Genomic DNA, 15,785 nt, shown 5'->3' with positions numbered 1-15,785 from the left:
GAGAACTCATATGACATTTTATCTGTTAATCAACCTCAAAATCAACACCCTACCTCAGGGGCTACAATCAAAACTTTTCAGTTTTGTTCTCTAGTTTAAGCATAGAACAACTTCTTTTTTCTCTTCAAAATGAGAATTGCTGGTTTTAATTCTTCACTACTGTAATAGTTGGCTAAATAAGCTTTTCTAGGCATCTGTTTCCCAAACTTGCTATTTCTTGTATTATAAATGGGTTTTGAGAACAGGATTTAGTATTAGATAAGGCTCTACAAAATATAGAAATCCCAGCAACTATGGCAGCTACTGGGATTAACTATTAATCTATTTGACTAAAACTAGCTAATGCTAATCTCGGGTAAGAAAATTAGCTATCTGCTTCGGTCAAATTCACTTTTACTACTTTGTTTTTTTCGGCTTCGGATTTGGGTAGAGTTAGGTTGAGAATACCATTTTTGTATTCTACGGTTACATCTGTATTTTGGATGCGTGCGGGAAGAGGAATTACTCTTTGGAATTTGCCATAACGAAATTCAGTCCTAAAGGATGCCTCTGCGGATAAGCGAGTGTTACCATTTACTTCGGATTTAATTTCGGCTTTTCTTTCGCCCGCGATCGCCACTCGATCCGCCATTACTTGGATGTCTAAATCGTCAGCTTCCATTCCAGTAACTTCTAGTTTAAGTATCACATACTTAGTAAGGTTTGCCGAACAAAACATCTTTGAATTACCATTAATTTTTTGTTTGTGTAAACAACAATTAATAGTCGAGTAAAAGTTTATTCCGCATTATCAAGATCTAAGCGACTATCGTCCCGTTCTTCTAATTTACTTTTCAAACCCAACTCTTCTCCATTGCTCATTTCTATACCAGCTTTTTCGCCTAGCTTGTCAACATCATTCATTTCTAAACCAACTTTTCGGTTAATTTTATCTGCATTATTTGTTTCAGCAAATGGCTGGGTTTGAGCAAATTTTTCTTCGCCTGTATTCATAAAATATATCCTTTTTAAACAATATGATGCTTGGTATAATTTTTTAGCAATCAAATTTTTTAGCAATCAATTATACGTTTCGACCTTCTGTTGCACCATCAATTGCTTTCCAACCAGCCAAACCGCCTTTTATTTGGGATACACTCTCAAAACCTTCTTGACGTAAATCGTTAGCTATTTTATCTGTTGCTTGGTTGCTATCACCATAGACATAAATATCGCGATTTTCGGGCAAATTCTTAACATCATCGATTAACATTGCACCTGTAATTCTTTCTGCTAAATAAGCATCGCGATCGCGTGCATCAATAATAGTTAATCCAGGTTCTCCCCATTGCAAACGTTCTTTAAGAGATTGCGCGCTGGCTTGGGGAGTGGGTGCGGGAGGAGTTGGAATTACCGCGCTAATTTTTTCTTTTACTTCAGAAATTACTTTTGCTTCTGCTTTTTGTTCGGACATAATATTGTTTGGTGTTTTTAAATTTGTTACTAATTTATTACTAATTTCTATTAAGACAGTTTTCTACTGGTAAAAACTCCCTCTATAGAGATAACAATCAATTAGAATGACTCTAAAAAATCTTACTTTAGACTCATTTGTCAGGAACTTTTTTTAAATTAAGCTGATATATAAATAAAAATTTAATCTTTTCAATATGCCTACCCAAGAACGCCGTCCAACTCCCGATGATATTCCCCCACAAAAGTTAGACTATCCTGCTTCCCAAAGGGATATGACTCCTCAACCAGATAGCGATTTATCCAACTATAGTCCAGCCAATAAACTAACTGGAAAAGTTGCTTTTATCACTGGTGGCGATTCTGGAATTGGTCGGGCGATTGCGATCGCTTATGCCCTCGAAGGTGCTGAAGTTGCTATTTTTTATAATGAAAATGATATCGATGCAGACGACACCAAAAAAATGGTCAAAGATATTGGTGGTAAGGACTGTCTGAGCATCAAAGGCGATGTTCGCAACTATGAAGACTGCGCTAAGGCGATCAAGCAAGTAGTAGACCGTTTTGGCAAACTAAATATTTTGGTAAATAATGCAGCCTACCAAATGACTCAAAAGAAATTTGAAGATATTTCTTTAGAACAATTTCGTCGTACGATAGAAACCAATGTCTTTGGCTATTTTTATATGGTAAAAGCAGCGATATCCTACCTAGAAGAAGGAGACGTAATTATTAATACTGGTAGCATTGTCGGGAAAATAGGAAAAGGAATGCTGGTGGATTATGCTACTTCTAAAGGTGCGGTGCATACCTTTACTAAATCCTTGGCTCAAAATTTTGGCGATCGCAAGATTAGAGTCAATTCTGTCGTTCCTGGCCCTGTTTGGACTCCCAACATTCCCGCCACCATGCCTATTGAAAAAGTCGATAATTACGACACTGACGGAATTATGAAACGTGCAGCTCAACCAGAAGAACTGGCTCCAGTATATGTCTTTTTAGCTTCTTCCGATAGCAGTTTTGTTACGGGCGCACTGTATGACGTGACTGGCGGACAATTATCAGCATAAATCTAATTTAAGTTAATCTCAGCTTATATACTTTCCTGGGGTTACTTACCTAAAAGAGATAACTAGAAAGTAAGGAAATTAATTAAAATGACTATAACTGGTTAGGCAACTCGCGATCGCAAAGTCGGAAAAAGTTAACAGTTTTAATTATTTATTTTATTTTTAGGAATTGATTCTGGGTTTCGCACTTGAGGCGGGTTTTCTAAAGTAACGATCGCTCCAGTACGACCTGTTTCTAGAGTAGTATCAAACAAGATATCTTGTACTTTAACGGCTAAGATCTCTTCAATTAAGTCTTTGAGCTTAAACTCGATCACATCATTAATAGCTAAATTTAATTTTTCAACAGTTTTTCCTTGGTCTTCTGCCTCAGCCAAGGTTTTTTCGACTGCTGTCAAAGCATTTTCAATCACAACAGCTAGTTGATTGTCAAATAGTTGACAAGTTATTTTTCCTGGTAAATGTTCTAATTCTTGTTTGTACAATTTTAGAATATTTTGAGAAAGTTTGCGTTCTACTTCTCCTGAAGTAGGTAATTTTTGATTCATGTTTTTACTGCTATATCAAATATAACCAATGAGGTTGAGAGTGATTGATTTTTGTAATTTATATTGATTGTATATTTTAGCTTTTTATATTACCTCTCTATCTATTTATGTAGATTTGTATATCCGCCATGACGATCAATATATTTAAGTAATTAGCCTTTTGATAGAAGAAATAATAGTTCAATTTTATTAAATTAATAAGAGATAATTACCCAGGTAAAATAAATGGAAAAATTCAGTAAGTTTTTAAGTATTATTAAATTCAAAACAGTACTAACAATTTTATTAGCAAGTTCTTTAGTAGTAATTAGTACGGCTTGCAGTCAAGGTAATATTGCTGCGGTAGGAGAAAAAGCGATCTCTGACACCGCTCAAAAAGTTATGACCGATAGCTATGATGACTATGATGCAGAACAATCATTTAGAGGTGGGATGAACGGTTACAATGATGACCGTCGATATGATGCCGAAACCGCAGCTAAAGCAAAAGCTCTAATTGATAGCGCAAAAAGTCGTCAAAAAGACAGCTGGGGTGAATATGCTGATAGTATTACAGATCGAGCAGGAAACAAAATAGAAGAAGCTAAAAACACAATTCCTCGCACTATTCAAGCCAACAAAGAAGAAGCGATCGATTATATAGATGATAAATCCGATCTCGTGAAAGACAATCTCAGTAAAGTTCCTGGTGGAGCAAAGAAAGTATTTGATGGTGCAGTAGATACTGCCCAAGATGCGATTGAAGATGCTAAAAATGCTACCAAAAATACCGCTAAAGAAGTTAAAGGCAACTTTCAAGATTTAACCTAAAATTTATCGAATGAGGCGCGATTATTCGCGTCCTTTTTTATGAAAAAATTTGATTATTCTTTAGATTTTTTTAACTTAAATTTTCGTAATAATCCCGAACTTTATTGCGTTGGAAGAGGCGAGCAAGGAGTTTTATTAGTTGAGCCATATAAATCAGAAATCTTACCTCATTGGCGATTTAAAAATCCTGAAATTGCCACAGAGTCTAGCAACAAAATCTATCAAATGTTTTTAACATATTTAGAACAAGATGATTTTGTCGGTGCGGATATGGCACGAAAGTTTTTACAGATGGGATATACCCGATCGCGAAGATATGCTAATCACAAAAGCGGTAAGAAATATCGTCAGAATCCACAAAAAGCAAAATCTAAACTCGCAGAAAAAGAGGCTCGCCAGGAAGTATTACCCTTAGATATAGATCCGATTAAAGCCAAGTCAGCAGAAATATTTAAAGCTCAATGGCAAGAAGCGAAAAGCAATCGTAAATATCAACAATTATTAAAAAATCACCGAGAGGAAAAGGAAATAGATCGCAGTGGGACAAGAGCAAATTAGAAAAGGAATGTATTATTCTGTAAATATAAATTTAATAGACACCAACATACATCTATCTCTAGTCCTAAAAGATATTCCACAATCTACACTTAGATAGATTAAAGATAACCCCTCCATTAAGTAAGCTCGAAAACAAATATATAATTTGTTTATAATTTATTAGCCATGGAAACGTTTGCAAGATTCGGCTATGCAGCCAAAGGGTTTGTCTATGGTGAGATCGGCATTTTGGCATTATTAGCAGCATTTAGTGTTGGGGGCGGCGATACGACAGACACTTCAGGAGCGTTACAAGCGATTTCTCAGCAGCCTTTTGGAAAAATATTATTAGCATCGATCGCTTTGGGGCTAGTGGGATACGCTCTCTGGCGTTTGATTCAGGGTATTAAAGATCCCCAAGATAAAGGCAGGGATGCAAAAGGAATTTTTACTCGTTTGGGACATATATCTAGTGGAATAGTCTATCTAGGAGTAGCTATAAATGCTGGTTTATTAGCAATTGGTGCTAGTAGTAGTGGTGGAGAAAGTAATTCTAAACAAGACTGGACAGTAATGGTATTGCAACAGCCTCTAGGGAGATGGCTAGTGGGTATAGCTGGCGCGCTGACTATTGGAATTGGTTTTTGGCGCATTTACCGTGCTTATAAAACTAAATTTCGCAAAAAACTCAATCTGAACGAACTTAGTTCGCAAAAACAAAACTTGCTAGTTAATATTAGTCGTTTCGGAATAGCTGCTAGAGGGGTGGTTTTTGTGATGATTGGTTTTTTTATTATCCAAGCTGCCAAAAACTACGATCCAGAAAAAGTAAAGGGATTAGATGGCGCGTTGTTGACTTTAGCGCAGCAACCGTTTGGCAAGGCTTTATTAGCTTTGATGGCATTGGGATTGATTTGCTACGCAATATATTTATTAATTCAAGCCCGCTATCGTCGCATCAAGCTTAATTAGTTATTTTTATTACAAGTTAAAAAATGAGGTAGAAAAGTTATTGACACAGTTTTTTATCGGTTTCTTTTATATTAGGATTAGTAGAGAGATAATCAGCAAGACGATCGCACCCTTGAGTTAAGAGATTATCTAGGTCTAGATTCCACCAAAATAAACCCTGTTGTTCTTCTCCGCTAACAATAGACTGGTCGTTTCTACTAAAAGCCAAGCTGTTTATTTGACTGGTATGTCCCCGTAGAGTTTTGATTAATTCTCCTGTTTTTGTATTCCAGAGTTTGATATTGCGATCGCCACTCCCAGAAGCTAATACAGTACCATCAGAATTGAGGTTTATTGTAGTTACGCCATCTTGATGTCCTGTTAAAGTATGTAATAAGTTATTAGTTTTTCCTCCATTTTTAATTGACCAAAGTTTAATAGTATTATCCCAACTTCCCGAAACAAGGGTATTACTGTCGGGGATAAATTGAAGAGAAGTAATTGCTAATTTATGAGCGTCAATTGTTTGTAGTAGTTCTCCTGCAATAGACCAGATTTTAATTTTATTATCGTAGCCACCAGAAGCAATTAATTGCCCATCAGGACTAACAGTAACTGCTTTAATACTATCGGTATGATCTTCAAGAGTTTTAATTAATTTTGTCTTATCTAAAATAGACCAAATTTTAATTGTTTTGTCTTCACTAGCAGAAATTAAAGTCTGACTGTCAGGGGTAAAAGCAATAGTATTAACACCGTCTTGATGTCCTATTAAGGTATCGATTAATTTGCCCGTTTCTGCATCCCAAAGTTTAATTGTTTTATCCCAAGCAGCAGAAGCAATTATTTTGCCATCGGGACTATATTTAATTTGATTAATAATATCCTCGTGAGCAGATATTGTTTTAACTAACTTTTGCTTACTATCTGAGTTTTTACGCCAAAAATTAATCTTGCCATCCCAATCAGCAGTTACATAATTATCTAAAGATGAAGGAGATGTGACGATACTATAAATACCTTCATACCCATTGCGATCGTGATCAAAAACTTGCCAAATACGGACAGTTTTATCAACACCTGTAGAGATTAAATTATAAGCACCATTTTGATTAAGATCGGGAATAAATTTGATATTAATAATTGACCCATTATGTCCCATCAAAGTCTGTTGTAAAATTCCATTTTGATGCCAAATATTAATCTTGCCATCAACAGTTCCAGTTGCTAAAAGTTTTCCATCTGAAGTTGTGCTAACGCTATTAACTATTGCTTGATGAGGATAAGAATTAACTATTTTATTGTCTGATTTAGATCTTGTGGTAACTGTAGTTTCATCCTCGATCGCTATCAGAATATCTCGATCGCTAGTAGAAAGATTATTTGTTTTTAGTTTGGTCAGAGAAAATTTATTTTGATGACTTATAATAGGATCTGCTTGAGCTTCTTTTCCCGAAAAAGTCTCGATTTCATTGCCTTGGGTGTCCCAAATTTTAACAACTTGATCATCACTAGCGGTAATAATAAATTCTCCGTTGTCGCTAATACCTATAGTATTTACTTGTTCGGCATGACCTACCAATCTATTTACTTCTTGAGTACCATAGATAGACTGTTGTAAAGTTGCAGTAGTTTGATACTTCGTTTCTTGCCAATTATCTTGACCGACTAACTTTTTACCCAAGCCATTTATTTGTTCTAGTTGTTTTCCTGCTTTGACACTAGTAGTCACAGATTCTAACTGTTGGTTGGATAATAATTGCGCTTCGGCGACGGCATTCAAACTATCAATATTTTCCAATTGAGCAATTAACTTTTGGCGATACGCACCGATACCAAAAGCTGTCGCAGCTAATCCTAGAACTCCCAATGCTACGGCGGTTAATTGTGCCTTACGCAAACGCCGTTTGGCTTCTCTTTGTTCTGCCAATCTCGCATCAATACAACAAGCAACATATTCTGTAGCCGTGTCGGATAACTCGTCGGTATATTCAATATAAATTTCTTCTGCTTCGGCTAAACGAACGCCTTTTAAAAGAAAGTCATCTTGTCGATCTTTTTGTTGCCATAATATAGCTGCTGCTTCAATTTGACGTTGCGATCGCAATCTGGATCTATTTTCTTCCAACCACCACCGCAAACTCGACCAATGACGGATTAAGATTTCGTGGACGACTTCTACCGTCGCCTCCTGACTCATAGCTTCTAAAAACAACTCGTCATCTTCTGGAGGGTTTTCCCCGCTACGGCTTTGTCCCAGACTGTTACCATCATCGAGATTAACTACCAGTAATTTAGCATCGGTTAAGGTGTGGAGGGTTTTATCAATTAAAGCTTGGGGATATTTTGCCACTACTAATTCAGATTTAGTAATGCGACGGCGCGTATCTTCCGTACCATCTCCCAATTGAGTGAGGTTGAGAAAAATCCATCTAGCACAGTCTTGAGATACTGGATCGAGGCTATCGTATACCGCCTGGGCTTGTTTTTCCAACGCACCTTTGATTCCCCCCAGCTTTTGGTAAGCCTTGAGGGTTAATTTGCCGTTGTCACGATTTTCCCAGAGCTTTTGTAGGACAAACTGCAACAAAGGTAAACCCCCTGGAGATCGATCCAAGTCTTGTAATAATATTTCCGTTAGTCCTGGTTCGACTTCCAAACCTACCTTTTGGGCGGGTTTAATAATTGCATGACGATAATCCGCTTCTGTCAGATAGGGTGGCAATAAAATGCTATTTTTTTGCAGTATATAAGCTAATTCGGAGATTTCCAAACAAGAAGCGACAAAATCTGCCCGAATAGTGCAAACTAACTTAAAGCGATCGCCCGCATACTTAAGCGCGCCTACAATCAGAGCGATAAATTCTTGTCGTTCGTTTTCTCCTGCTAGGGTAAACAACTCTTCAAACTGATCGATTACCAGCAACACCATGGGTTCGCGACGACTCCGCAACCAACGCACAAAACCTTCTACTCCTTGATAGAGTAAACCTTCAATTTGTAGTTTTTCTCTTGCCTGTTTTTCCTTACTACCAGAATTGGTTAATAACCCCGCTAAAGCCTTAATTGGCTGGCTACCAGGACGAAAACAATCAATCCACCAGCGATCGCTTCCTGGAATTTGTTTGCCTTGTCTGAGGCTTGCCATCAACCCCGCTTGTACCGCCGAAGACTTACCGCTACCCGATGCACCTACCACCGCAACACTAAGCCTATGATTGACTTGATTGAGTAATTTTTGGACTAGTGTTTTTCGACCATAAAAATATTCCGCACTATGTTCGTTAAAAGCCTGTAAACCCATGTAGGGACAGATTCCCAAATCCAAAGAAATGCGATCGCCCGTAATGGCATTTTTAGGGGGAAGTACTTCAATTACTCCTTGAGTACCCGAAAGCCAAACTTGGGGGACAATTCCCGTTCCCGCTAAAGCGATCTGTAACTGAGTAATCCAAGCTGCCACGGGCAATCCCACCTCAAGATCGGCACTTTTGAGAGTATTGAGAATCGCTTCGGCAAACTGTGCCGAATTTTCTAAGGGTGCATTAGCAGCAATCAAACACTGTCCCCTTTCCGCTTCTAGCTGCAAGTCTTCAATCCATTCCATGAGGGAGTTTTCCCCAGGACAGTCTAAAATGATAATTTGTTGTGTTGCCAGAGAATTCCTTAAGATGCTACGCAACCACGAACGAGACAAACGGGTATCATCCCCTAAAACTAACCAAGATTCTCCCGTATCGGCGACTTCTATTTCTGCCCGCAGATATAATAAGGCAGTGGTAATTTCTAGATCGTTTTTAGCCTTAGTTTCGGAGTTAAGGCAAGTTGCGATCGCGCTTTTTACTTCCGTCCAAGGTTCGTTAGTTTGAGGAAAATATCTTAAATCGAATCCTCCCGAACTCTGCAATACTTGACTGAGGGCAAAAGTAGTAGCATTTGCTTTGTGTCCACCGTCAATTACTAAAGCCTGACGGGGATCGATCTGGGAACGTTGGGGCGATCGCTTGCCTAAGACTACTTTACCAAAACCCTCCACAATACGTTTGGGAGTTTGTAGGGGAAATTCTGACTGTAATCTTCTTTCTCCCCGACTGCTTTTTTGCTGGTTGATTAAACGAATCTGCTGGTTAGTCTTATCGATATAGCGCAGGGTTTGATGGTAGACATATTGATATAAGGCATCAGCTTCAATTATTCCTTGAGAATCCGCAGCTTCTCCCCGCAAACCCCGCATCAAATAGTAAGTAAATACCCCGTGTCCTAATTCGGGAAATTCCCAAGACTGTTGAGAGCGATCGCAAGATAATAAAGCATAAAATCCCTTACTTTCCGCTGCTTTATGACGCAAGACTTCTACCAACTGAGAACTAGGATCGGGGAGAGATATCTTAGACGTACCTCGCAGAGTCATCCCCCCACTGTGACAAGCATCTAACCAAATCAACTGTTGGCTAGCAGCACAACCGCTTAACTGTTTTAATAAAGTGTTTAAAGGTAAACCTGTAGTTAAAAGTTTTTTTGTATTGGTATCCGCCAAACATAAAACTACTTGTTGGGTAGTGGTTTCTAGAATACCGTGTCCTGAAAAGTAGAACAAAATTGTATCGTTGGCAGTGGCAGATCGAACAATCTGCGCGATACTTTGTTGCACGTTGGCTATGTAAGGCGGTTGACTGACAAAATCGTGATGAATAATTACTTCTTTGGCAGGGAAACTAGCAGTAGCTTCTTTGAGTGCTTCTCCCAATCCCTGACAGTCTAAAGCAGAATATTGTAGAGAAGGTAAATTTTGTCGATCTTGATATTGGTTGACCCCTACCAATAAAATCCACAGTTTAGCTATTTTTGATTCGGGAGTTTTTTGAGAACGGGCTTTGACGCGGGGACACATCTTGTTTATCTATTTATTTTAAAAGTAAGTATATAGCTATAGGTTGGGATTCTAGTCTTTATGCAATATAAAATTTAACTTTTAGTGTTTTAATTAGGGCGTGTCATTAATTAGAAAAAATGAATTTAGATTTAGAAAAAATCGAGCAAAAGCGGAATAAAACCTTGTTATTCTTAGGATTGCTAGGAGTTGCTAGTGGTTTTATAGATGCTCTGTTATATGACAACCAAAAATTACTAGAAATCTCATCCATAGTGTCATCCTTAATCGCGATCGCCCTCATTTATTTTTGGATTATTTATGATGCTAAAATCCATCGTTATCGCATTCCCAAATATATTAAATATCTAGTTATTTTATTCAGTGTTATTGGCGTACCAATTTATTTCTGGAAGACCAGAAAATTCTCCAATTTTATCTTAAACATAGGAGGATTGTGGCTATTTGCTTTTTATGGTTTGCTATATCTTTTATCTGCCTACATTACTGGTAGTATATTTAATTAACAACTACTCGATCGCCTGTTTGTACCCGCCAGAGATTGGCATATATGCCATTTTTAGCCAACAATTCTTCGTGAGTACCTCGTTCGATTAATTGACCATAATCCATAACATAGATGCAATCAGCATGTCTAATAGTAGAGAGACGATGGGCGATCGCAATTGTCGTTCTATTTTGGGTTATTTTCTCTAAAGATCTAGCGATCGCAGCTTCGGTTTCATTATCAACCGCCGATGTCGCCTCATCTAAAATCAAAATTGGCGGATCTTTCAAAATTGCTCTGGCGATCGCAATTCTTTGTTTTTGTCCTCCCGAGAGTTTTTGTCCCCTTTCCCCCACAACAGTATCGTAGCCTTGGGGTAACTCATTAATAAATTCTTCCGCTTCAGCGATGGTAGCAGCTTCCACAATTTGAGTTAAAGTAGCATCGGGGGAACCATAGCTAATATTTTCTCTTACCGTACCGTGAAACAGGAATACATCTTGGCTGACTAAACCAATACCCCGACGCAAATCCCACAAGACAATATCTTTAATATTTCGTCCATCTAAAGTGATCCTACCAGATTTAATTTCATATAAGCGTAGCAAAAGTTTAACCAAAGTACTTTTACCCGAACCCGTAGCCCCCACAATGGCAATGGTTTTTCCTGCGGGGATATGTAGAGAAAGATTTTTGATAACGGGTTCTCGTTGGTTATAAGCGAAGGTAATATCTTTCAGGCTGACTTCCCCTTTAATATCCGATATCGCTAAAGCAGTATCACCTGAATTAATATCAATCTGAGTATCCAACAAATCCATCACCCTAGTAATCGAAGCCATCGCCCTTTGATAGAGATCGAAAGTTTGCCCTAGACGAGTTAAAGGCCATAATAATCGTTGGGTAAGAAACACCAAAACGCTATAAGTACCCACGGCTAATGCCCCCGATGCAGCCTGAACCCCACCATAAAGCAAGATACCCGTAAAGCCAGCCAAGATAACTAAGCGAATTAGAGGAATAAAAGCAGCGGATAAAGCGATCGCTTTTTGGTTACTCTCTCTATAGGCGTTACTATCCTGTCTCAATCTTTCTATCTCGTATTTTTCGGTGGTGAAGCTTTTAATCGTCGTGATACCACTCAAATTATTAGCCAAACGAGAATTGAGAATACTGACTTTTTCCCGCACCTCCGCATATCTAGGTGCCAGCCATCCCTGAAAAGCTACCGAACCCCAGATAATTATGGGGATAGGAATAATTGCCATCCAAGCAATATTGGGAGTCAAGATGAAAAACGAACCCCCAACAATCAATGCAGTAGTAACGACATGAATAATTTCATTCGCGCCAACATCCAAAAATCTTTCTAACTGGTTGATATCGTCGTTGAGAATAGATAATAATGCCCCCGTACTCCGTTCTTCAAAATAAGCCAATTCTAAGTCTTGAACGTGACTATAGGCATCCAACCGAATATCGTGCTGGACATCCTGGGCTAAGTTGCGCCACAGTCTTGTATAGGCATATTCAAAGATTGATTCTAAACCCCAAATTAATGCTGATAGCAAAGACAACACCAGCAATTGCCCGAAGATGTCAGTAATGCCAAAACGCGCCACAATCGAATCTTCTTTTTGCACCACTACATCCACCGCAGCACCAATAATAGCAGGAGGAGCGAGATCGAATAGTTTATTCAGGATAGAACAAGTTACTGCTTGCCAAATAACAGTTTGATACTTATCTCCATAATTAAATAATCTTGATAAAGGACGATCTGAAGGTTTGGCTTTATTTCGAGACACGATCTGCTATCTGTAATGTTGGACTTATCTAAGAAAATTTAACAGACTTTGGTAACTCTTGGTAAGTTACTAGAGATAGAAAAGCGATCGACTATTAATTAATAATTGTTAATTTCGGATAGCTACAATCAATGAGGTGTGAGATTTTTCTTGATAAATGATGGTTGAACCAATTACTCTAATTTCTACTTGGGGATTGTCTACTGGGGCAAAATTTGTCTATGACAAAATTATAGATGAATTGAAAAAAGATACTACCAAAGAATGGGCTAAAGATGTTCTCCAAGATTGGTTAAAAGATGTTTTTAAAGAACAAGCTTCTGAAAAAACAGGTTTTGTTTGGGATAAGGCAGTTAAATTCTTAACAGCAGAGCCTTTGGAAAAAGCAGCAGAGACTGCTCTTATAGGATTCTTGGCTTTGATTGATAAGCATTTAGCCAAAGATTTAGAATTATCTGAAGAACAACGAGAAAGATTCCAAAAACCGTTAACTAGTTTTCTTAAAGAACCATCAGTACGCCAAGTTTTAGGTACTCCTTTCAAAGTAAACAGCGATTATCTAGATATCAAAGCGTTGAAAGAAACCTGGGATGACTTGGGTTTGAGAGATTTACCAAATAATTTTAATTGGGATAAGTTAGGCAAAGATTATCTCGATCTAGTCAAGAAAACTTTTGATGAGTCCGCTGAATTAAAGCCTTTACTTCAGCAATTCTCATTTTGAAAAAAAAGAGGCGGAAACTTGGCTGTCAAAGAGAAAAAGGAGGAGTTAACTCTCTAAATTTTTTTATTTAGAGTCAGAAATATTAATCGCATTAGACGGAACAGAATATTTTTCATCTAAAAAAATTAATTGTCCTCATTGTAACTCTAGGAATCACCAAAAGCGTGCAAGAGCCCAATTATTAATCAAAAAACAGAAGAGATTACTTATAAAAATAGTTTTATTACCAATCATCAAATTAACGATCGCAATGTGGAAAAGATTATCAAAGCTGGTAGAAGTAGATGGAAAATTGAAAATGAAAGTAATAATGTTTTAAAAAATCATGGTTACAACTTAGAACATAATTTTGGTCACGGTCAAAATAATTTATGTGAGATTTTATTGAGCTTAAATTTGTTGGCTTTTTTATTTCATTCAGTTTTAAAGTTAGCTAATTCTACTTATCAACGACTTCGTCAACTTAACGGAAGTCGTCGTAGCTTTTTTAACGATCTTAGAGCCTTATTAAAATATTTTTGGTTTGAAACTTGGTCTGATTTATTAAATTTTATGCTCGATGATGATTCAGACAAGCCCAAGACTAATTCTAGTTAAATCTCCAAAATAATTTCAGGAGGTGATGCTTGATTTTTATGTTTAAAATTTCATTTTTGTGATGATTTCAACCTATTATTATGTATGGCCAGGGGCGAAAATAAAACTTTTGGAAAATGTTCTCTGTCAAAAATAGAGAACATTTTTCTTTTTTCTCTTCAAAATGAGAATTGCTGCTACCTACCCTGACAGATTGATTAGTGCGTAACATCAGTAATTAACATAAAAGAAAGGGAATGTATGGAGTTATACCTTCATTCCCCAAAATAGATGTTACCATCGTTGGCTGAAACGCAACCTAATACATCAATCATGATTACCAACACCGCAGCATATACTATCGTCGCTATTGCTTACGTTGTTTTTGTCCTTGCCACCTGGTTTATGTTCGGAATGTAATTTTTAAACGATCCGAAAAATAAACGGATAGCGGAAAGGTTCGTCTGGAGTTTGTAGACTATGAATAATTGCCCAAATCGATAAACCCCAATGAAGAACCAACCAAATTAAACCAACTAAGCCAAAAGTTAAAAATGATGGTACTACAATAAGTATTGCCCATAACCAAACATTTAGATGAAAGTTGATAGCTTCTTTGGCATTGTCCTTAATTAGAGTATCTTCAGAAATAAATAGGATAGCAATAGGAATAGCTATAGAAACAACTAGCACGCTTATAAAAATTGAACCATGAGCTAGAGCCGAAAGTAATTTCCGTTTATCCGAATCAGATCCCGTTTGCATTGTTCCTCCTAATGCCTCAATGAGTTCCCCATACAGTTAAATACTATCGTTTGTCTGGTGTTATGAGGAAGTAGAGATTTTACGAAATAGTTAAACTACCTTTTTCTCTGTAACTAAAGTACAGCTAACCCAATTTCCTTTTTCGTTGTAGCTGCGAATAATTCTTTGTCTTACATGAGGTTGCACCAGCCATCCCATTTCTAAAACGAAGTTATGACCCAACTCGATTTTTAAAGGACAATTACAAGATGCACCATCGGGTAACAACAGAATTTGGCTAGGTAGAGTGCTGTTTTCAAACAAAAGTCTTGAGCCTTCTATGCGAGCAATAGAGCTGATGTTTTTATTGTTGAAAGATAATGTTTGTTCTATGGAATCTCGATCTTTTTGTTTTACTTGTAAGTAACTAGAAAAAGTGGTGGGATTCCGCAAATCTGCATACATAGTAGTGGCTTCTCCTTGCCATTCTCCTAATAAACTATCTACAGTTAAAGTGGGTCTTTCTGGGACGTTACTATCGAGTAATTTTTCTCTAATTAAGACTACTTTGTCTAGTTTCGCAGAACTATCAAATAGTTCGACCATTCGCAACCGTCGAGAGCCATCACCAAAACCGTTATCAATTAAGCCAAACTCTCCGCCAAAAGTACTGTAAGAACCCCACTGCATACTTCCTTGGGAAAAGGCACCGTTGGGAAAAAAAAGAATACTGCGGTTGAGAGAGTCATAATCTACCACGACATCACGAGAAGCTTCATCTGGTGGGAGATACCGCACGACTTGATGGACATTCTTGTTATCGTTAAGTCCCTCTAGAGTAACTAAAGTAGGAGTATCGGTAATTTCTTCGCCCTCAGGCGACATGCGAGTAAATGAGCCATGCCATTCGCCTAAGTTTTGGAGAAAATAATCCCATTGAGAAGTCATGTATTTTAATTATCAGTTGGTAGTTATTAATTGATAGTTACATAATTTTAGATAAAAATCTAAGTTTGATGTAATTAATAGCTTGTCTGAGAAATTAAGCAATAATACTTGTTATTTGAATTTGAGAATTAGTATTTACTAGCAAAATAATTTAAATATAAAATTTATAATTTTATATTTAAATTCTCTGTACGGGACAAAAAAGAAAAGTAAGACTTGCGAAAGTAGAGAGGAAAAGG

Annotated in this window: 13 protein-coding genes and 2 pseudogenes; 7 read left to right on the top strand and 8 right to left on the bottom strand. The window is 37.3% G+C overall.

Features of this window, described 5'->3' with window-relative positions; genetic code table 11:
* Positions 1 to 364: 364 nt before the first annotated feature.
* The 3 genes and pseudogenes from I4641_RS21235 to I4641_RS21225 form a co-directional block, all read right to left on the bottom strand.
* Positions 365 to 685 (bottom strand): annotated as a pseudogene (locus I4641_RS21235) (Hsp20/alpha crystallin family protein); the annotation flags it as partial.
* 92 nt (positions 686 to 777) lie between these two features.
* A complete protein-coding gene (locus I4641_RS21230; protein ID WP_229642592.1) occupies positions 778 to 993 on the bottom strand; it encodes a hypothetical protein in 216 nt (71 codons plus the stop codon).
* A gap of 70 nt (positions 994 to 1,063) precedes the next feature.
* Positions 1,064 to 1,453 carry a rhodanese-like domain-containing protein gene (locus tag I4641_RS21225; RefSeq protein WP_229642591.1) on the bottom strand — a complete coding sequence of 130 codons (390 nt, stop codon included), beginning with the start codon at positions 1,451 to 1,453 and terminating at the stop codon, positions 1,064 to 1,066.
* 196 nt (positions 1,454 to 1,649) lie between these two features.
* Between I4641_RS21225 and I4641_RS21220 the strand changes: the two genes are divergently transcribed.
* A complete protein-coding gene (locus I4641_RS21220; RefSeq protein ID WP_229642590.1) occupies positions 1,650 to 2,522 on the top strand; it encodes an SDR family oxidoreductase in 873 nt (290 codons plus the stop codon).
* Between the two features lie 143 nt (positions 2,523 to 2,665).
* Here I4641_RS21220 and I4641_RS21215 read toward each other — a convergent pair whose 3' ends face one another.
* Positions 2,666 to 3,070 (bottom strand): Na-translocating system protein MpsC family protein, encoded by a 405-nt coding sequence (locus I4641_RS21215; protein WP_229642589.1) that lies wholly within the window; start codon positions 3,068 to 3,070, stop codon positions 2,666 to 2,668.
* Positions 3,071 to 3,295: 225 nt separating this feature from the next.
* Between I4641_RS21215 and I4641_RS21210 the strand changes: the two genes are divergently transcribed.
* The 3 genes from I4641_RS21210 to I4641_RS21200 all read left to right on the top strand — a co-directional run bounded on the left by I4641_RS21210 (position 3,296) and on the right by I4641_RS21200 (position 5,389).
* Positions 3,296 to 3,880 carry a hypothetical protein gene (locus I4641_RS21210; RefSeq protein ID WP_229642588.1) on the top strand — a complete coding sequence of 195 codons (585 nt, stop codon included), beginning with the start codon at positions 3,296 to 3,298 and terminating at the stop codon, positions 3,878 to 3,880.
* A 39-nt stretch (positions 3,881 to 3,919) separates the two neighbouring features.
* Positions 3,920 to 4,438 (top strand): DUF4385 domain-containing protein, encoded by a 519-nt coding sequence (locus tag I4641_RS21205; protein WP_229642587.1) that lies wholly within the window; start codon positions 3,920 to 3,922, stop codon positions 4,436 to 4,438.
* 165 nt (positions 4,439 to 4,603) lie between these two features.
* On the top strand, positions 4,604 to 5,389 hold the full coding sequence (locus I4641_RS21200) for a DUF1206 domain-containing protein (protein WP_229642586.1): 786 nt from the start codon (positions 4,604 to 4,606) through the stop codon (positions 5,387 to 5,389).
* 37 nt (positions 5,390 to 5,426) lie between these two features.
* Here I4641_RS21200 and I4641_RS21195 read toward each other — a convergent pair whose 3' ends face one another.
* The gene (locus I4641_RS21195) at positions 5,427 to 10,259 is read right to left on the bottom strand and encodes an nSTAND1 domain-containing NTPase (RefSeq protein WP_229642585.1); all 4,833 of its coding nucleotides are present in this window, start codon (positions 10,257 to 10,259) and stop codon (positions 5,427 to 5,429) included.
* Positions 10,260 to 10,378: 119 nt separating this feature from the next.
* Here I4641_RS21195 and I4641_RS21190 point away from each other — a divergent pair, with 119 nt between their 5' ends.
* Positions 10,379 to 10,765 (top strand): hypothetical protein, encoded by a 387-nt coding sequence (locus tag I4641_RS21190; RefSeq protein WP_229642584.1) that lies wholly within the window; start codon positions 10,379 to 10,381, stop codon positions 10,763 to 10,765.
* On the opposite strand, the gene I4641_RS24335 is transcribed toward I4641_RS21190, so the two are convergent.
* Positions 10,758 to 12,554 (bottom strand): ABC transporter ATP-binding protein, encoded by a 1,797-nt coding sequence (locus I4641_RS24335; protein ID WP_229642583.1) that lies wholly within the window; start codon positions 12,552 to 12,554, stop codon positions 10,758 to 10,760. The genes I4641_RS21190 and I4641_RS24335 overlap by 8 nt on opposite strands.
* A 157-nt stretch (positions 12,555 to 12,711) precedes the next feature.
* Between I4641_RS24335 and I4641_RS21180 the strand changes: the two genes are divergently transcribed.
* Both I4641_RS21180 and I4641_RS21175 read left to right on the top strand, forming a co-directional pair.
* Positions 12,712 to 13,278 (top strand): hypothetical protein, encoded by a 567-nt coding sequence (locus I4641_RS21180; protein WP_229642582.1) that lies wholly within the window; start codon positions 12,712 to 12,714, stop codon positions 13,276 to 13,278.
* A gap of 165 nt (positions 13,279 to 13,443) precedes the next feature.
* Positions 13,444 to 13,875 (top strand): annotated as a pseudogene (locus I4641_RS21175) (ISNCY family transposase); the annotation flags it as partial.
* A 402-nt stretch (positions 13,876 to 14,277) separates the two neighbouring features.
* Here the strand turns inward: I4641_RS21175 and I4641_RS21170 are convergent.
* Together I4641_RS21170 and I4641_RS21165 are read right to left on the bottom strand one after the other, a co-directional pair.
* Positions 14,278 to 14,619 (bottom strand): DUF4870 domain-containing protein, encoded by a 342-nt coding sequence (locus I4641_RS21170; protein ID WP_229642581.1) that lies wholly within the window; start codon positions 14,617 to 14,619, stop codon positions 14,278 to 14,280.
* Positions 14,620 to 14,709: 90 nt separating this feature from the next.
* On the bottom strand, positions 14,710 to 15,546 hold the full coding sequence (locus tag I4641_RS21165) for a DUF3598 family protein (protein ID WP_229642580.1): 837 nt from the start codon (positions 15,544 to 15,546) through the stop codon (positions 14,710 to 14,712).
* Positions 15,547 to 15,785: the final 239 nt, after the last annotated feature.

Origin of the sequence: Waterburya agarophytonicola KI4, assembly GCF_020640915.1 — a bacterium.
Classification (GTDB): Bacteria; Cyanobacteriota; Cyanobacteriia; order Cyanobacteriales; family Xenococcaceae; genus Waterburya; species Waterburya agarophytonicola.
This window is presented reverse-complemented; position numbering and strand designations above follow the sequence as displayed.